At 65.0% G+C, this 17,672-nt stretch carries 14 protein-coding genes; 7 read left to right on the forward strand and 7 right to left on the reverse strand.

All coding sequences use genetic code 11. The features are described from left to right. The first annotated feature begins 91 nt into the window (after positions 1-91). The 3 genes from IVB41_RS13195 (at position 92) to IVB41_RS13205 (ending at position 6,002) form a co-directional block, all read left to right on the forward strand. Positions 92-1,585 carry a sigma-54 dependent transcriptional regulator gene (locus IVB41_RS13195; protein ID WP_027570353.1) on the forward strand — a complete coding sequence of 498 codons (1,494 nt, stop codon included), beginning with the start codon at positions 92-94 and terminating at the stop codon, positions 1,583-1,585. Between the two features lie 347 nt (positions 1,586-1,932). After that, the gene (locus IVB41_RS13200) at positions 1,933-4,092 is read left to right on the forward strand and encodes a murein L,D-transpeptidase (RefSeq protein WP_247431712.1); all 2,160 of its coding nucleotides are present in this window, start codon (positions 1,933-1,935) and stop codon (positions 4,090-4,092) included. A gap of 287 nt (positions 4,093-4,379) precedes the next feature. Next, on the forward strand, positions 4,380-6,002 hold the full coding sequence (locus IVB41_RS13205) for a DUF882 domain-containing protein (RefSeq protein ID WP_247287595.1): 1,623 nt from the start codon (positions 4,380-4,382) through the stop codon (positions 6,000-6,002). Positions 6,003-6,017: 15 nt separating this feature from the next. On the opposite strand, the gene IVB41_RS13210 is transcribed toward IVB41_RS13205, so the two are convergent. From IVB41_RS13210 to IVB41_RS13220, 3 genes are all read right to left on the reverse strand, one after another. Then, positions 6,018-6,440: a DUF1801 domain-containing protein gene (locus IVB41_RS13210; RefSeq protein WP_247431716.1), complete on the reverse strand. Its 423-nt coding sequence runs from the start codon at positions 6,438-6,440 to the stop codon at positions 6,018-6,020. A gap of 60 nt (positions 6,441-6,500) precedes the next feature. After that, complete coding sequence (locus IVB41_RS13215) at positions 6,501-6,773, reverse strand: DUF2312 domain-containing protein (RefSeq protein WP_007596286.1); 273 nt, start codon at positions 6,771-6,773, stop codon at positions 6,501-6,503. 209 nt (positions 6,774-6,982) lie between these two features. Then, positions 6,983-7,285, reverse strand: a complete 303-nt coding sequence (locus tag IVB41_RS13220) for a DUF1244 domain-containing protein (RefSeq protein WP_007596287.1) — start codon at positions 7,283-7,285, stop codon at positions 6,983-6,985. Positions 7,286-7,462: 177 nt separating this feature from the next. Here IVB41_RS13220 and IVB41_RS13225 point away from each other — a divergent pair, with 177 nt between their 5' ends. Together IVB41_RS13225 and pyk are read left to right on the forward strand one after the other, a co-directional pair. Then, complete coding sequence (locus IVB41_RS13225) at positions 7,463-8,056, forward strand: DUF1036 domain-containing protein (protein ID WP_027570349.1); 594 nt, start codon at positions 7,463-7,465, stop codon at positions 8,054-8,056. Then, the gene (gene pyk, locus IVB41_RS13230) at positions 8,053-9,489 is read left to right on the forward strand and encodes a pyruvate kinase (protein ID WP_027570348.1); all 1,437 of its coding nucleotides are present in this window, start codon (positions 8,053-8,055) and stop codon (positions 9,487-9,489) included. Before IVB41_RS13225 ends, pyk begins: the two co-directional genes overlap by 4 nt. A gap of 150 nt (positions 9,490-9,639) precedes the next feature. Here the strand turns inward: pyk and IVB41_RS13235 are convergent, their stop codons facing one another. Continuing rightward, the gene (locus tag IVB41_RS13235; protein ID WP_027520003.1) at positions 9,640-10,320 is read right to left on the reverse strand and encodes a TetR/AcrR family transcriptional regulator; all 681 of its coding nucleotides are present in this window, start codon (positions 10,318-10,320) and stop codon (positions 9,640-9,642) included. 295 nt (positions 10,321-10,615) lie between these two features. Here IVB41_RS13235 and IVB41_RS13240 point away from each other — a divergent pair, with 295 nt between their 5' ends. Beyond that, complete coding sequence (locus IVB41_RS13240) at positions 10,616-12,106, forward strand: hypothetical protein (RefSeq protein WP_247401048.1); 1,491 nt, start codon at positions 10,616-10,618, stop codon at positions 12,104-12,106. Positions 12,107-12,279: 173 nt separating this feature from the next. Here the strand turns inward: IVB41_RS13240 and IVB41_RS13245 are convergent, their stop codons facing one another. After that, positions 12,280-12,444, reverse strand: coding sequence for a Flp family type IVb pilin (locus IVB41_RS13245; protein WP_027570346.1), 165 nt, complete (start codon positions 12,442-12,444; stop codon positions 12,280-12,282). A 297-nt stretch (positions 12,445-12,741) separates the two neighbouring features. Here IVB41_RS13245 and IVB41_RS13250 point away from each other — a divergent pair, with 297 nt between their 5' ends. After that, positions 12,742-14,235, forward strand: a complete 1,494-nt coding sequence (locus IVB41_RS13250) for a hypothetical protein (RefSeq protein WP_247431719.1) — start codon at positions 12,742-12,744, stop codon at positions 14,233-14,235. 159 nt (positions 14,236-14,394) lie between these two features. Here IVB41_RS13250 and ftsH read toward each other — a convergent pair whose 3' ends face one another. Both ftsH and tilS read right to left on the reverse strand, forming a co-directional pair. Next, positions 14,395-16,317, reverse strand: a complete 1,923-nt coding sequence (ftsH, locus tag IVB41_RS13255; RefSeq protein ID WP_007596301.1) for an ATP-dependent zinc metalloprotease FtsH — start codon at positions 16,315-16,317, stop codon at positions 14,395-14,397. A 214-nt stretch (positions 16,318-16,531) separates the two neighbouring features. Next, the gene (gene tilS / locus IVB41_RS13260; RefSeq protein WP_247431722.1) at positions 16,532-17,647 is read right to left on the reverse strand and encodes a tRNA lysidine(34) synthetase TilS; all 1,116 of its coding nucleotides are present in this window, start codon (positions 17,645-17,647) and stop codon (positions 16,532-16,534) included. Positions 17,648-17,672 lie beyond the last annotated feature (25 nt).

Here is a 17,672-nt window from a genome sequence, read left to right on the forward strand (position 1 = left end):
GGCGGGGGCATCAGGATTTAACAGTGCGTTAATCGGCTTCGGCCAGAGTGCCCCGATTCGAGACAGATAGTAGTAGCGTGCGGGGAACACCATGGCTGCCAGTATTTTGATCGCCGACGACGACGCTGTAGCCCGCCGGCTGGTCGAAAACATGGTGCAGAAATGCGGCTATGAGACGATCGTGGTGGACTCCGGCGACGCGGCGATTGCCGCCCTCACCGCCCCTGACGCGGCCATCGACGGCGTCATCCTCGATCTCGTGATGCCCGGCCTCGACGGCATGGGCGTGCTGGCGAAAATCCGCGAAGCGGGTCTCAGCATCCCCGTCATCGTGCAGACGGCCCATGGCGGCATCGACAATGTAATCTCGGCGATGCGCGCGGGCGCGGCCGATTTCGTGGTCAAGCCGGTCGGCCTGGAGCGGCTCCAGGTCTCTCTTCGCAACGCGCTCAACTCCTCGGCGCTCAAGGGCGAATTGCAGCGCATCCGTCACAGCCGCGAGGGCCGGCTGACCTTCTCCGACATCATCACCCGCGCCGAGGCGATGGCGAGCGTGATGCGCGCGGCGCAGAAAGCAACAAACTCCTCGATCCCCGTGCTGATCGAGGGCGAGTCCGGCGTCGGCAAGGAGATGTTCGCGCGTGCCATCCATGGCAGCGGCGAGCGCAAGGCAAAGCCGTTCGTCGCGGTCAATTGCGGCGCGATCCCCGACAACCTCGTCGAGTCCATCCTGTTCGGTCACGAGAAGGGCGCCTTCACCGGCGCCACCGAACGCCACACCGGCAAGTTCGTCGAAGCCCATGGCGGCACGCTATTCCTGGACGAGGTCAGCGAGCTGCCGCTGAGCGCGCAGGTCAAGCTGCTTCGCGCGCTCCAGGAAGGCGCGGTCGAGGCGGTCGGCGGCCGCAGACCCGTGAAGGTCGACGTCCGCATCATCTCGGCGACCAATCGCAGGCTGCTGGAGCGGGTCAAGCAGGGCCACTTCCGGGAAGACTTGTTCTATCGCCTGCATGTGCTGCCGCTCACGATCCCATCGCTGCGCGCCCGGCGCGAGGACATTCCGCATCTGCTCAGGCATTTCCTGGCGCGCTTTGCCGCCGAGGAGAACCGCCCCATCACCGGCATCAGCGGCGAGGCCGTTGCTCACCTTGCCCAGCTCGATTGGCCCGGCAACATCCGCCAGCTCGAAAACGCGGTCTACCGCGCCGTGGTGATGAGCGACGGCGACCAGCTTGGCCTTGACGACTTCCCCCTGATCGCCTCGCAGCCACATCCGGGAACAGACATTCCGACCGCGCCGCTGATGCTGGAGCCGATCGCGGCCCCCTCCGTCGTGTCGGGTAATGACATACCGATCGCACCGCTGCCGCAAGCGGGTGCTCTCTCCATGCTGACCGCGACCGGAGACGTCCGGCCGCTGGAGGATATCGAGAACGAGATCATCCGTTTCGCGATCTCGCATTACCGCGGGCAGATGTCCGAGGTCGCCCGCCGCCTCAAAATCGGCCGGTCCACCCTCTACCGCAAACTCGATGAGGCCGGGGTTCCCGGCCATGGCGGCAAAAGCGGTGAGGAGACGCACTGAGCCTGACGCGAACGGAGGTTCGTCCGGGCGGAGCGATACGACTGTAAGCCGTTCGTACGACGACGGAATTCGACTGCGATTTGAACCGTGACTTGGAAGTGACAGACACAGGGAAAAGCGCGTGGCAGAAGCGCACAATCCGTTGCCAAGAGGCTTGCTTGAAGTCAGTTTGTCGTGAGTTGTCCCGGGTAGCGCTGGCTGCGAAATGGGGGCCTGTATATCGTCTGCGTAGGATTCGTTGCGTGCAGGCGTGCAACTTTCGAGAGGCCGGCGCGGTTTAGCCGAAGCTCAATAGGCGATAACGAAGCTGTTCCACGGGGGACAGTTCACCCGAGGGGTGCGACACAATGCGTGACTGTTTGAACCACCGTGCAGGCTTTGACCGTGTCTTGATGACGGTCGCGGCGACCTTCCTCACGGTATCGGCCAGCTCGGCCCTGGCGCAGGATCAGGCGCGCAGCAGCGCTGCCGAGCTCGCGATCGAAGCCGCGATCCCGCGCCCCGAACCCGCAAACGTCCCGCCCCCGACCGCATCCGACATCAAGCTCGACACCACCGCCACGGTTCAGGACTCGGCAAAGGAGCCGGTCAAGGAACCCGTGAAGGCCGAAGCCGCTCCCGCGCCGGACAAGGTCGAGACCAAGCCTTCCGACGTCGCCACCACGCCGGCGACCGAGGCGCCGAAGAGCGAGACGGCGAAGACGGAACCTGCCAAGGCCGACACGGCGACAACGCCGGCCGCGCCCGCCACCGCTGCGGCTCCGGCCTCGGAGCCGGTGAAGGCCGCGAGCAACGTTCCCGCCGCCGACCAGCCGGTCGCCGACAAGCTCAAGGACGCCATCGGCGCCAAGGCTTCACGCTATTTCGACCGCAAGAACGAGCGCGCGACGATCGAGAAGTTTTACGGTGCACGCGACTTCGCGCCGGTCTGGACCCAGGCCGGCAGCCTGACCGCTGCGGCCAAGGGCGTGATCGCACGGCTGAAGGACGCGGCGTCCGACGGTCTCAATCCCGCCGATTACCCGCTGCCGGACTTCGCAGCCGCCACGACACCCGATACGCTCGCCGATGCCGAGCTCAAGCTCACCGCCAGCATGTTCGACTATGCGCGCCAGGCTCAGAGCGGCCGCATGCACTGGTCGCAGGTCAGCGGCGACATCCTCTATCCCGAGCATCCGATCGATCCGAACGAGGTGCTCGCCAAGGTCACGACGGCGCCGGACGCCTCCGCGGCGCTCGACAGCTACAATCCGCCGCAGAAGCTTTACAAGGAGCTGAAGGCGAAGCTCGCAGAGCTCCGCGGCCAGGGCAACGGCCCGATGATCGAGATCGCCGATGGTCCGACGCTGAAATACACCCCGGCCGGCAAGAAGCAGGCTGAAATCGTCGTTGAAGATCCGCGCGTGCCGCAGCTGCGCGCCAAGCTCGGCATCACCGAGAACGCCAACGACAGCCGCTATGACGCGGCGGTCGCCGAAGCCGTGCGCAAGTTCCAGAACGGCGCCGAGCTCAAGGCGACCGGCGTCCTCGACGACAAGACGGTCAAGGCGATCAACACCCCGAAGCGCGACAAGCAGATCGACGTGGTGCTGGTGAACATGGAGCGCTGGCGCTGGCTGCCGCGCGACCTGGGCGTCCCCTCCCTCGGCGATGCCTACGTCATCCTCAACATTCCCGACTACACGCTGAAGGTGATGCAGCGCGGCCAGCAGGTCTGGACCACCCGCGTCGTCACCGGCAAGCCCGGCACGCACGCGACCCCGCTGCTCACCGAGACGATGAAGTACATCACGGTCAATCCGACCTGGAACGTGCCGCCGTCGATCGTCTACAACGAATATCTGCCGGCGCTTCAACAGGACCCGACCGTGCTCCAGCGCATGGGCCTCAAGCTCGAGCAGAACCGCGACGGTTCAGTGCACATCTCGCAGCCGCCCGGTGAAGCCAATGCGCTCGGCCGCATCCGCTTCAATTTCCCCAACAAGTTCCTGGTCTATCAGCACGACACGCCGGACAAGAACCTGTTCGCCCGGGACGAACGCGCCTTCAGCCACGGCTGCATGCGCGTGCAGAACCCGGATCAGTACGCGTCGGTCCTGCTCAACATCGCGATGCCGAACGAGAAGTACACGCCGGAACGCATCCGCAGCATGTACGGCAAGAGCGAGATCGACTTGAAATTCCCGACCCCGATCCCGGTCAACATCACCTATCAGACCGCATTCGTGGACGATGGCGGCAAGCTGCAATTCCGCAAGGACGTCTATGGCCGCGACGCGACCATGATCAACATCCTGAAGAACGGTCGCGGCAAGGATCTCGAGAACGTGGTCGCGCACTCCCAGCCGAGCTATTCACGCCCGGCAACGACGCTGCCGAACGGCGTCCTGGCGGCCAATGGCGGCTCGTCCGGCCCGAATTTCTTCGAGCGCCTGTTCGGAGCGCCGACCCCGCCGCCGGCTCCGGTCGGCCGCCGTCCGCAGCAGCAGCGGGTGTTCACCCGCTGAGCCAGGCCCGCCCCGGGTCTGATTTCCTGAAATTCAGCAATAAAATCAGCGACCTCATCCTCTGGATGGGGTCGCTTAACGTTAACCATTCTCCACCTGACCTCGGGCAGCGGGCCTTTTTTCGCCACACTCACCCGGTTAGGTTCGCGATCTAACTTGGTTTGGGGGCGGGAAGGTCAACCTCGAATTAACCTTCTCGCTTTAATAAAGCGTTCATCCTCTTTCGTGCGCTACGGGGTTAGCGGGAGAGTCCATTTTGAACGCTCGTCGACTGGGTGGGCTCTAACGTGTTGACTGGTATCGCACGCCAATTTGCTGTGCTGTCGTTGTCCCATGCGGGAGTGAAGGCCGGATCACGGATCGGCCTCGCTGCCGTATTGCTGCTTGCTGCCGCGGGTTCAGTTCATAACGCCGCCGCGCTCAACGAGACCAAGACGCTCTCCTTCCACCACACCCATTCCGGCGAAGACCTTACCGTCACCTTCAAGCGCGACGGGCGCTACGACGAAGCGGCGCTGAAACAGCTCAACCACTTCCTGCGCGACTGGCGCAGCCAGGACGAGACGGTCATGGACCGTCACCTCTTCGACATCCTCTGGGAAGTCTACCGCGACGTCGACGGCAAGCAGCCGATCCAGATCATCTCCGCCTACCGCTCGCCCGCCACCAACTCCATGCTCCGCCGCCGCTCCTCCGGCGTGGCGCGCTTCAGCCAGCACATGCTGGGGCATGCGATGGACTTCTACATCCCGAACGTGCCGCTGGAGCAGATCCGCTTCGCCGGCCTGCGCCTCCAGCGCGGCGGCGTCGGCTTCTATCCGACCTCAGGCTCGCCGTTCGTACATCTGGACACCGGCAGCATCCGGCATTGGCCGCGCATGACGCATGACCAGCTCGCCCGGGTCTTCCCGGACGGACGCACCGTCCATGTCCCGACCGACGGTACGCCGCTGAAGGGCTATGAGCTCGCCAAGGCCGAGATCGAGCGGCGCGGCAGCGGCGAAGATTCCGGCAGCAAGTCGAATTTCTTTGCCGCCCTGTTCAAGGGCAAGCCGGCTCCGGCCGCCACGAGCAACGACGAGGATGACGAGGGCGCGCCCGCTCCGGCTGCGAAGCCTGTCGCGCCGACCGTGGTCGCCGCCGCGACTAAGCCGGCCGATCCGGTGCCGACGCCGCGCGCCAAGCCGTCAATCGCGGCGACGATTCAGCTCGCCTCGGCCGATGCGCAGCTCGTCGCGCTGCCCAAGTCGAAGCCGGCGCCCGTGGCTGACAAGCCGGCCGCCGGCAAATCTGCTGACGCCAAGCCCGAGACGCCCGCCGACATCATCAATGCCCGTGGCTTCTGGGATGCCCCGGCTACGCCGCAGCAGGCGACGCCGGCCCAAGTGGCTGCGCTGAAGGCCCGCCAGGCGCTTGCCGCCGCCACCGATCCGCAGCCGACCGCGAGCGTGTCCAGCGCCGCCTATCAGGCGCTGGCCTACGCGCCGGCGTCCGCCTCCCCGGTCGACCGCGCCAATGTCGTCGCCGCCTCCGCGCCTATCCCGCGCTCCGCCCGTCCCGCCTCCGCGTCGCGTAACCTTGCACCCGCGACCGAGATCAACACGGTGGTCGGCAAGCGCGTCGACGGCATGGTCGCAACCGCGACCCGGCTCTCCGCAGCCAAGGGCGAAAGCATCTGGCTCAAGATCGTGATGCTGTCGCCGAGCGCCAGCCGCGCGATGTCGGTCACGCTGATGGGCGAGCTCGACACGGCCGCGATGCGCGCCTACTTCGTCAAGCCGCAGTCCGTGATCGCCATGGGTTTTGCCGACGATCCGATGCAGGGCTTGTCGTGCGACAGCTTCTCGGGCACCGCCACCGCCAAGCTCGAGACGACGTCGTTCGTCATGCGGACCGCCGCGTTGCGCTGAGGTCTTCGCGCGCCGCTAACGCTTCTTCCTTCGTCGATCCAGATGATACGTCAACGCCAGCGACAGGCAGACCGATAGCTCCCGCTTAGGCGGCTTGCCCGACACCGGCAACAGCAACGCCCTGGTCTGCCGATATTCGAACCGATCGGGAAAGCGTTCGCGAAAGGTATCGACCAGCGTCGTCTTGCAGTTGAACAGAATCGCGGCGTGCGCGGAGTCCTTCAGGCGGCCGAGCCGGATCGTGCTGCCACTGCCGGTCTCTTCGGTCAGATAAGCAGGCTCGCCCCATTTCAACGTTTCGGTGAGACGGCCGATGCCTTCATGCGCCGCGGCGGCCGCGAAGATCAGCTCGCGTGCCCAAAGCAGCCGCTTGCCGATCGACGCCGGAAAAGCGTCGTAGGCACGGCTTACCTCGCGCGGCAGCGGCGGCGCAGTCACCGCGGTCTCCTTCGATCGACATGGTGTCGCCCTGGCAAAAGCCAGGACGACACCGATAGCTCAGATCATCCCCAACGCTTGCATATAGGTCTCGAGGATCGTCTCGGCCTCGGCGCGCTCGTTCGGGTCCTGCTTGCGCATCCGCACGATGGTGCGCAGCGCCTTGACGTCGTAGCCATTGCCCTTGGCCTCGGCGAAGACGTCGCGGATGTCGTCGGAGATCGCCTTCTTCTCTTCCTCCAGCCGCTCGATGCGCTCAATGATGGACTTGAGCTGGTCCTTGGCAAATTTCGTCGCGGGCTCGTCGTCGCGGACGGCGGCGGAGGTGGCCATCTTGGTACTCCCAATGAAACTGGCAAAACGAGGTGACGCCGGCATCCTCACCGCGCGTGCTGGTTAGACCCTTAGGGTTCGGACCTCTCGGGTTCAAGGCAGCATCGCGCTCGTCCACAGCGCGCCCACACCTTCCTACGGCACGTCGAAGAAAGCTGTTGTGTGATGCGACTCAAGGGCACCGCACATCAGGCTGCCGGCGCGGCCGTTCAGTGCCCGGGATGAACCTTCTTCATGGCGTCGAGCTGCTCAGGCGTGGCCGCGCCCTGGTATTTCGATTTCCAGGCCTCGTAAGGCATGCCATAGACGGCTTCCCGGCTCTCGTCCTTGCTCAAGGCGACGCCTTGGGCGTCGGCGGCGTCCTTGAGCCAGTTGGAGAGGCAGTTTCGGCAGAAGCCTGCGAGATTCATCAGGTCGATGTTCTGGACGTCTGTCCGCGTCTTCAAATGATCGACCAGGCGCCGGAAAGCGGCAGCCTCGAGTTCCGTTCTGGTTTTGTCGTCGATTGCCATGGCTGGATCCCTCGGCTTTGCGAAATTGGCAGTGACCTGGATGGGGCACCCTTACGAGATCAGGTGGGGCCTGTCACAGATTTTGCCATATCGCGGCGCAAACGGGCGCAAAGCCGGCTTCGGGAGTTCCCGGGCCCTACGCCAAATCGTCAATGATCTGATATAGCTTCCGCGACAATGATCGCCGAATCTCCCCGCTCCCCCCTTCGCCTGCTCGCCCGGTTGGTCCCGGTGCTGGTGGTTGGCTTGCTATGCTTTTGGGCCAGCCCGGCCTCGGCCGATTTCCGGCTTTGCAACAATACATCGAGCCGGGTCGGCATCGCGCTCGGCTACAAGGATGCCGAGGGCTGGACCACCGAGGGCTGGTGGAACATCTCGTCCCGTTCCTGCGAGACCCTGCTGCGGGGAACGTTGGTGGCCCGCTTCTATTACATCTACGCCATCGACTATGACCGCGGCGGCGAATGGTCGGGCCAAGCCTTCATGTGCTCGCGAGACAAGGAGTTTACCATCCGCGGCACCGAGGATTGCCTCGCACGTGGCTATGATCGGACCGGCTATTTCGAGGTCGATACCGGCGAGCAGCGGGCCTGGACCGTGCAGCTCACCGATGCCAACGAGCAGCCGTCAAAACAGCAGCGCGTGCCTGGTCTCCCCGGACCGGTTGGTCCGGGGGTTCCGGGTTTGCCCAATGGCCCGCCCGGTGGTACGCCCCCCGCCGCGCCTGGCCTCCCGCCAGCTCCCTCGCCCCCGTCTGGAAATAAGCCATGAGGCGTCTTCGCCGTATCAAGATTCTCGCGACCCTGGGACCCGCTTCTTCGGACCTCGCGATGATCCGCCGCCTGTTCGAGGCCGGCGCCGACCTGTTCCGCATCAACATGAGCCACACCCCGCATGACAAGATGCGCGAGCTGGTGGCGACGATCCGCAACGTCGAGAGCAGCTATGGCAGGCCGATCGGCATTCTGGTCGACCTCCAGGGCCCAAAGCTCCGGCTCGGTGCCTTCGCCGAAGGCGCGGTCCAGCTCCAGAACGGCCAGACCTTCACGCTGGATTCCGACAAGGCTCCGGGCGACACCACCCGCGTCCAGCTTCCGCATCCGGAGATCCTGGCCGCGCTGCGGCCGGGCCATTCGCTGCTGCTCGACGACGGCAAGGTGAGGCTGATCGCCGAGGAGACGTCGAAGGAACACGCGGTGACGCGCGTCGTGGTCGGCGGCCGGATGTCCGACCGCAAGGGCGTCAGCCTGCCCGACACCGACTTGCCGGTCTCGGCGATGACGCCGAAGGACCGCGCCGACCTCGAGGCGGCGCTGGTCACCGGCGTCGACTGGATCGCGCTGTCCTTCGTGCAGCGCGCCGACGACGTGCTCGAGGCCAAGAAGATGATCCGCGGCCGTGCGGCGGTGATGGCCAAGATCGAGAAGCCGCAGGCGATCGATCGCCTCGCCGACATCATCGACGCCTCCGACGCCCTGATGGTGGCGCGCGGCGACCTCGGCGTCGAGCTGCCGCTGGAACGCGTGCCGAGCCTGCAGAAGCAGATGACGCGCATGGCGCGGCGCGCCGGCAAGCCGGTGGTGATCGCGACGCAGATGCTGGAATCGATGATCCAGTCGCCGGTGCCGACCCGCGCCGAAGTCTCCGACGTCGCCACAGCCGTCTATGAAGGTGCCGACGCCATCATGCTGTCGGCGGAATCGGCGGCCGGCAAATTCCCGGTCGAGGCTGTCTCGACCATGAATCGCATCGGCGAGGAGGTGGAGCGCGACCCGATCTATCGCTCCGTCATCACCGCACAGCGCCCCGCCCCGGAAGCCACCGCCGGCGATGCCATCGCGGACGCCGCGCGGCAGATCGCCGAGACGCTCGACCTGCCGGCCCTGATCTGCTGGACCAGCTCGGGATCGACCGCCGTGCGCGTGGCGCGAGAGCGGCCGAAGCCGCCGATCGTGGCGATCACGCCAAACGTCGCGGCGGGACGCCGGCTGTCGGTCGTCTGGGGCATACATTGCGTGGTGGCGGAAGATGCGCGCGACCAGGACGACATGGTGAGCCGCGCCGGCCAGATCGCGTTCCGCGACGGCTTCGTCCGGGCCGGCCAGCGCGTGATCATCGTCGCCGGCGTGCCGCTCGGCATCCCCGGCACCACCAACATGGTGCGCATCGCCTCGGTCGGCCCCGAGGGCGAAGCGAATATTTAGGTCCGCAGGCACGCGGCAAACGAAAATGTCGAAAACAACCCCATGCACAGTAGCCGGCGGGTCCGGCGCATGTGCTGAGGTTTTTCGAAAAGGCGAGCTCTGGCAATGGCCTGGGCGCGATCAGGTCCGCCGGTCGATCAGGCTGACGTTTTAGGCCCCAACCAGCGCTTTCGCCGCCGGCAGCAGCGTCTGCTGCACGACGAGACCCCTGGCGCGGGCGTCCATGACGCCGACCGCGCGGAGCGCCAGCAGCGTCACGGTCTGCACGGCATCGCGCATCCTGGCGGGATCGTCGAGATTGTCCGGCGCGAGCGGTCCGACCAGGGCCTCGTGCAGGGCGCCGAGCAGCGCGGTGGCGGCGAGTGCGGTGTCCTGCGCCGGCAGGTGGCCGGCGCGCACGGCCGCGTCGATCCGCGAGGCCATTTCGCCCGCGATCTCGCGCCGGCTGGCGAGACGTGAAGCGCTGACATCGACATCGACCGGCTCGGCGAGGATGCCCCAGGCGAGCCTGCGCTGTGACAGGGTATGCACCGCCACGGTGGTCACCGCCGCCGCCAGCGCCGAAGACGGCCCCGGCGCGGCATCGGCGGCTCGCCGGATCGCCGTGAGCTCGTCGCGGGAGACTTCGGCGATCAATTCGGAGATCAAATCGGCCTTTGATGGGAAGTAGCGGTAGACCGTACCCGCAGCGACGCTGGCGCGAAGCGCGACCGGCGCAATCTGCACCGCCGCCATCCCGCCTTCCGCCGCCGCCTCCCGCGCCGCCGCCAGTATCGCACTGCGCCGGGCCGCAAGGCGCTTCACCACTTGATGCGTCCGCCGATAAACCATGGCGCGCTTCCTGTCCCCAGCATCCGGTCCGGCGCAAAGCCCGACCGCCTGCTTATTCGCTAATCTTCGCCCAAATCGCCCTCAAGAACTGAACAACTATTCAGGGCGGATGACAAGACACAAATGAGCATATGCGCGCGACGCAAATTTCAGCGCGACAAGAGCAGGTAAACGCATTCTTGCTCGGCGCGGCCGCGGTATGACGATCCGGTTTACCTCAACTTAAAAGCGATCATGCTCAGCTTGCCGATGCTTGCGCGCTGCTGCGTGCTGTCGTTTCAGCCCCGAGAGTCCGATGTCGATTTCCATGACAAGCAGCGTGCCCGTCCGCGGTGTTGCGCGCTGGCTACTGCCGTTCTGCATCGCCGCCGGCGTCTACCTGTTCTTCCTGGGCATCGGCGACATCATGCTGCGGGATACCGATACGCTGTGGCAGATCAAGATCGGGCAGTGGATTCTCGAACACCGCGCCCTGCCCTATACCGACATCTATTCCTTCACGCGAGCCGGCGAGCCCTGGATCTCGAGCTCCTGGCTATCGCAAGTCCTGTTCGCGCTGGCTTACGAGCCGTCCAACTGGTCGGGGGCAGTTATCCTGACGTCGCTCGCGATCGGAGCGACCGCAGCGATTTTCGTCTACCTGCTTGAGCCCTATCTGGAGCCTGCGCGCGCCTTTCTGCTCGTCACCCCGCTCCTCTTCATGTCGATGGGCCACTTTCTCGCCCGCCCGCACATGCTGGCACTGCCTGTCATGTTGGCTTTTGTCGGCGGGCTGCTGGCGGCCGCCGATCGGCGCACCGCGCCGTCGTGGCTATTGCTTCCCTTGATGGCGCTATGGGCCAATCTTCACGGCGGCTTCGTCATGGGGCTGGCGCTGATTGGGCCCATCGGCCTCGATGCGATCGCGTCCACCGATCGCAAGGGCCGCTTTGCACTGGCGTCGCGCTGGGCCTTGTTCGGGCTTGCTGCGCTTGCCGCAAGCTGCTGCACGCCCTATGGCTGGAATACGCCGCTCGCATCGGCGAAAATCCTCAGCCTCGGCAAGGTGCTCTCGCAGATCTCGGAGTGGATGCCCGCCGATTTCAGCTCGTTCGACTTGTTCGGTGCCAGCCTGCTCGGATTGATCGCCCTCGGCTACTACAAGGGATTAGTGCTGTCGTGGACTCGCATTCTTCTGCTGCTCGGCCTGGTCTGGGCGGCACTCAACCACGTCAGAAACATCGAAGTCTTTGCATTGTTGACACCGCTCGTGCTGGCGAAACCGTTGGCCGAACAATTGGGCGCGGCCAGAGCGGTCGCGCTCGCACGGGCTGAAGCACGGACCTCCTTTGCAGTGACCGCAATCGCCGCGCTCGTCATCGTTGCGACCAGCTGGAGTATCACGCGGTCCTATGCCACGCCGACGCGATATGCCTTTATCCGCAATCCGACCCCTCGGGCCGCAGTCGATCTGCTCGAGCAGCGGCACGCGCAGCGCATCTTCAGCACCGCGCCGATCGGGAGCTATCTGATCTTCCGCAACCTCAAGACCTTCATCGATGGCCGCGCCGAGCTGTATGGAGAGCAGTTTGTGCTTGACTATTTCGACGCCATCGAAGGCAAGAACGCTGAGACTCTGCTGCGTTTGCTCGATACCTACCAGATCGACGCCACACTGCTGAACGGATCGACTCCCGCCGCAAGGATCATGGACCACGTGCCGGGCTGGAAGCGGCTCTACTCGGATGACCTTGCCGTCATCCACGTCCGCGATGACGCACCGGCGAAGCTACCCTCAGCACCGTGAGCCGCGGATCAGGCGTTTAACCGTCGCGGACTCGCATGGACGCGACGGCTTCGGCGAAGAAAAGACTTCGCTAGAACAAGACTTGGCACGAAAGACTTGGCACGAAAGGCTTGGCACAAAAGAAAAGAGCCTTGTCCGGGACAAGGCTCTTTCTACTCTTGGTCCGTTCAGTCTTACTTGAGGCTGGACGAGATCGAGGTGAACTTGGCGTTCAACGTGGTGCCCAGGTTATTGACGACAGTGATGATCGCCAGCGCGATGCCGGCGGCGATCAGACCGTATTCAATGGCGGTGGCGCCGGATTCATCTTTCGCGAAATTCGCAACGAGGTTCTTCATAAAGAGCTCCAAATGAGTACACGAGGCTACAACTGATCTGGTCTTTTTGGCTTCCCAGCGCCGCTCGACCATGGATGCGAACGTAGTGGCAAAGAATTGCGCCGCAGTTAATTCGACTGCGGAAATACAGAGCGGTTTGCGTGTATTCGCCGATGGTAAACCGAAATCTAAAACGATCCGTTAAATTGTCGAGACATCAAGCCGGCCCGGTATCACCGGTTTACCCGGAATTATGACCGCCGTGGTCCAATGTCGATCGCTCGGCACCCCGACAAAACAACAGGACGACGACGCGGCATGTCCCTTTCCTTTGCCAACAGCATCACGGTGCAGGGTCGTGCGCGAGCCCTGGTGCCGCTGTGCGTCGGTGCGGGCGCCTATCTCTTCTTCATGTATGTCGGCGATACGCTGCTTCAGGACTCCGACTCGTTTTGGCAGATCAAGATCGGACAATGGATCATCGAGCACGGCGCTATGCCGTACACGGACATCTATTCCTTCACGCGGACGGGCGCGCCGTGGATTTCAACGTCGTGGCTGTCGCAGGTGCTGTTCGCTCTCTCCTATGCGCAATTGGGCTGGGCAGGTCCCGTCATCCTCACCGCGATGGGAGTCGCGCTCACGGCCGCGATCTTCGTCTATCTGCTCGACGTGCAGATCGAGGCACCGCGCGCAGTGCTGCTTGCGATGCTGGCCCTGCTGCTGTCGCTGCATCACGTCCTGGCGCGTCCGCACGTCCTGGCGCTGCCTGTCATGGTGGCATGGGTCGGTCTATTGATGGCGACCGCCGACCGCAGGAGCGCGCCGTCCTGGTACTGGCTGCCGCTGATGGCGCTGTGGGCGAACTTGCATGGCGGCTTCGTGCTCGGTCTGGCGCTGATCGGTCCGATCGCGCTCGAGGCCGTCGAGCACGCCGAGAAGGGGCGGCGGCTTCAGCTGTTCCTGCGCTGGGTGCTGTTCGGCATCGGTGCACTGGTCGCGAGCTGCTGTACGCCGTACGGCTGGGGAACGCTGCTGGGCGCCACCAACATCTTGAGCCTGGGCGAGTTGCTCTCGCTGATCTTCGAATGGATGCCGGCGAACTTTGCCACCTTCTCCTCGTTCGAAGGCGCCCTGCTCGGCCTGATCGCGTTCGGCTATTATCGCGGCCTCGTGCTCTCTGCGCCCAGGATCTTCCTGATCCTGTTCCTGACCTGGAGCGCGCTGACCCACGTCAGGAGCATCGAGGCGTTCGCGTTCCTGGTGCCGCTGGTGCTGGCGAAGCCGCTCGGCCAGCTGGCCTCGCGCCCGCAGCCGGACGCACCCGGTGCCGACCGCTGGCCGGCCCGCTATGTCACCGCGCTTGGCGCACTCATGATCGTCGCCGCAAGCTGGGCCTCGACCTCGCTCTATATGGGCCACCACAGCTTCAGCTTCACCATGACGCAGACGCCGGTCGCGGCAGTCGATTTGCTCGAACAACGCAAGGTCCAGCGCGTCTTCAACGCCTATCAGTTCGGCGGCTATCTGATCTCGCGCGACGTCCCTGTTTACGTCGACGGTCGCGCCGAGCTCTATGGCGAGAAATTCGTCATGGACTTCTTCAAGGCGACCGAGGGCAAGAAGCCCGAGCTGCTTCCGCGGCTGCTCGACGAGCACAAGATCGACGCAACGCTATTGGCCGCCGACGCGCCCGGACCGCAGATCCTGGACATGCTGAAGGGCTGGAAGCGGATCTATACGGACGACATCGCAGTGATCCACGTGCGGGACAACACGGTAGGTGGGTCGGCGACGAGCGCGAAGCCCTAGCGCCAAGGTGATTGCGAGGCAACCCTGCCCTGCCTCAACGTCGTCACTGCGAGCGTCGCAAGAGCTCCTCGCAACGACGAGTCGTTCGCCGACGCACCACCACCCAACAAAAAACGCGGCGTTTCCGCCGCGTTTTTCAATTCGATCTGCCGTTCGCGATTACGCCTGCGGCTGCGGCTCCAGGCCGGGATCCGGATCGGGCCGCGGGCGCGACTTGCCGGCCGGAGGCACCGCCGAGGCGCGCGGCGTGGTCGGCTCGAGCACGGACTCGCGGTTCGGCTTCTTGCCCTTGAGCAGGTCGATGATCTCGTCGCCGGAGAGCGTCTCGAACTCGAGCAGGCCCTTGGCGAGAGCTTCGAGATCGGCGCGCTTCTCGGTGAGAATACGCGTCGCTTCGTTGTAGCCTTCTTCGACGAAACGCCGGATCTCGGTGTCGATCTTCTGAACCGTCGCTTCCGATGCGTTCTGGGTGCGCGACACCGACATGCCCAGGAAAACCTCGTCCTGGTTCTCGCCATAGGACACCGTGCCGAGCGCCTCGGACAGGCCCCAGCGCGTCACCATCATGCGTGCCAGACGCGTCGCCTGCTCGATGTCGGACGACGCACCCGAAGTCACCTTCTCGCGGCCGAAGATCAGCTCTTCGGCGACGCGGCCACCCATCATGATGGCAAGGCGCGAGGTCATCTGCTCCAGCGACATCGACAGCTTGTCACGCTCGGGCAGCTGCATGACCATACCCAGCGCACGACCGCGCGGAATGATGGTCGCCTTGTGGATCGGGTCGGTCGCGACGACATTGAGGCCGACGATGGCGTGGCCGCCCTCGTGATAGGCCGTCAGCAGCTTCTCTTCCTCGGTCATGACGAGCGACTTGCGCTCGGCGCCCATCATCACCTTGTCCTTGGCTTCCTCGAACTCGGCCTGGGTCACCATCCGCTTGTTGCGACGGGCGGCGGTGAGCGCGGCTTCGTTGACGAGGTTCATCAGGTCGGCGCCGGAGAAGCCCGGGGTGCCGCGCGCGATGGTCTTGAGGTTGATGTCCGGCGCCAGCGGCACCTTGCGGACGTGGACCTTGAGGATCTGCTCGCGGCCGACGACGTCAGGGTTCGGCACCACGACCTGACGGTCGAAGCGGCCGGGACGCAACAGCGCGGGATCGAGCACGTCGGGACGGTTGGTCGCGGCGATCAGGATCACGCCCTCATTGGCCTCGAAGCCGTCCATCTCGACCAGCAATTGGTTCAGCGTCTGCTCGCGCTCGTCATTGCCGCCGCCGAGGCCGGCGCCACGGTGCCGACCGACGGCGTCGATTTCGTCGATGAAGATGATGCAGGGCGCGTTCTTCTTGGCCTGCTCGAACATGTCGCGGACGCGGCTGGCGCCGACGCCGACGAACATCTCGACGAAGTCAGAACCCGAAATCGTGAAGAACGGCACGTTGGCTTCGCCCGCGACCGCACGCGCGATCAGGGTCTTGCCGGTGCCGGGAGGGCCGACCAGCAGCACGCCGCGCGGAATGCGGCCGCCGAGACGCTGGAATTTGCCGGGGTCGCGCAGGAATTCGACGATCTCCTGCAGGTCCTGCTTGGCCTCGTCGACGCCCGCGACGTCCTCGAAGGTGACGCGGCCATGCGCTTCAGTCAGCATTTTTGCGCGCGACTTGCCGAAGCCCATCGCCTTGCCGGCGCCGCCCTGCATCTGCCGCGACAGGAAGATCCACACGCCGATCAGCGCGATGAAGGGCAGCCAGGAGACCAGCAGCGAGACGAACCACGGCACGTTGTCGCCGGGCGGCTTCGCGGTGATCTGCACCTTGCTGTCATAGAGGCGCTTCACGAGCGTCGGATCGCTCGGCGCATAGGTCTGGAAGCTCGAGCCGTTGGTGAAGGTGCCGTGGATGTCCGGCCCCTGGATCACGACGTCGCGCACATTGCCGCGGTCAACCTCGCTCAGGAGCTGGGAGAAGGCGATGTCCTGCGAGGAGGCGCGCTGACCCGGATTCTGGAAGAGCGTGAACAACGCCAACAGCAGCAGGACAATGATGACCCAGAGGGCGAAATTGCGCAGATTGGCGTTCATCGATCTTCCTTCGTGGTCGCGCGGATCGCGGCCTGAGCCTTGGGCAGTTATTTGGGCAGCGCGAGGAAATCCCCAAGGAATCCTCTCGGTTAGACGGATACAATCTAGGTGTCGCTCCGGTCGCTGCCAAGGGAACGAGATGGGACTATTTAGCCCATCTTAGTCCGATTCCCGCTGAAATAATGGCACCCAGATCCCGCTTTTTCCTGCCTGGTTAAGGTGTCCTCACGGCGCGGTCTCGAAACGGCCGGTGCGATGATCCGCCCCTATCCACCCTTGATCCACCCTTGCGCCGGGCCGGCGCCGGCCCGATGCGGATACGTCCCCCGACAAGGCTAATCAAGGCTCCCGCAAGCGTCTGCTTCAGGGCCGGCCGGCCATTTTTGGGTCCGCGGGGACTTGCGGCAATGGCCTGATCGAGCACGGCCAGAAGGGATTCGACCTTGCCGAGTTCCGCCGGTCCCTCATGCCCGAACGCGTTGATGGCCCGCAGCAGGATCCGCAGCCGGACCTCCTCCGGCAGGGCGGCAAACACGGGGGCCTCGAAGCTTCGAACGCCGGCCTGCGGCGCATCGCCGCGATCACGCAAACGGAGGAAGCGCTCGGCTCCATTGGTCAGCACCTCGACGGCCACATTGGCGCGCGCCAGCCTTGCCGCGAGCCGGGCCAGGCTGCGGGCATCACCACCCTCCGCCGCGAGCTGCGGCAGCAGCGCACGCAGCCGCGGCCGGGTAAAGGCAGCGTCGTGGTTGGTGGGATCGTCGGCAAAGCCGATCTTCGCCCGCTTCAAGGTCGCGATCAGCTGCGACTTCGGAACATCGAGCAGTGGACGCGCAAGAACGACGCCGTCGCGCTCGGTGAGACGGGCCATCGCCGACAGCCCGGCCAATCCGCTGCCGCGGACAAGACGCATCAACACGGTCTCGGCCTGGTCGTCGCGGGTGTGGGCGGTCAGCACGTGGCTCGCACCAGCCTTGCGTGCGGCCTGCACGAGCAGGTGGTAGCGGGCTTCGCGCGCGGCGGCCGGCAGTCCCGTTTTCGGCTTGGCGCCGCGCCAGCGCAGGGTACGGTGCGGCAAGCCAAGCCCGGTCGCCAGACGCTTGACCTCGCGCGCCTCGCGCGCCGCCTCCGGCCGCAAGCCGTGGTCGATGGTGACGACGGTGAGACGCGGGCCGCGCGCGAGGCTGCGGTGCCAGCGCGCCGCAAGCCACATCAGCGCGACCGAGTCGGGCCCGCCGGAGACCGCGAGCAGCAGTCCCTGCGCGCCTTTCAGGCCTGCGAAGAGGCGCCTGGCCTCACGCGCCGAGATCGGGGAATTGTCCTCTGACATGACGCTGCAATCGTCCGCGGATGGA

The organism is Bradyrhizobium sp. 44 (genome assembly GCF_023073095.1).
Taxonomy (GTDB): domain Bacteria; phylum Pseudomonadota; class Alphaproteobacteria; order Rhizobiales; family Xanthobacteraceae; genus Bradyrhizobium.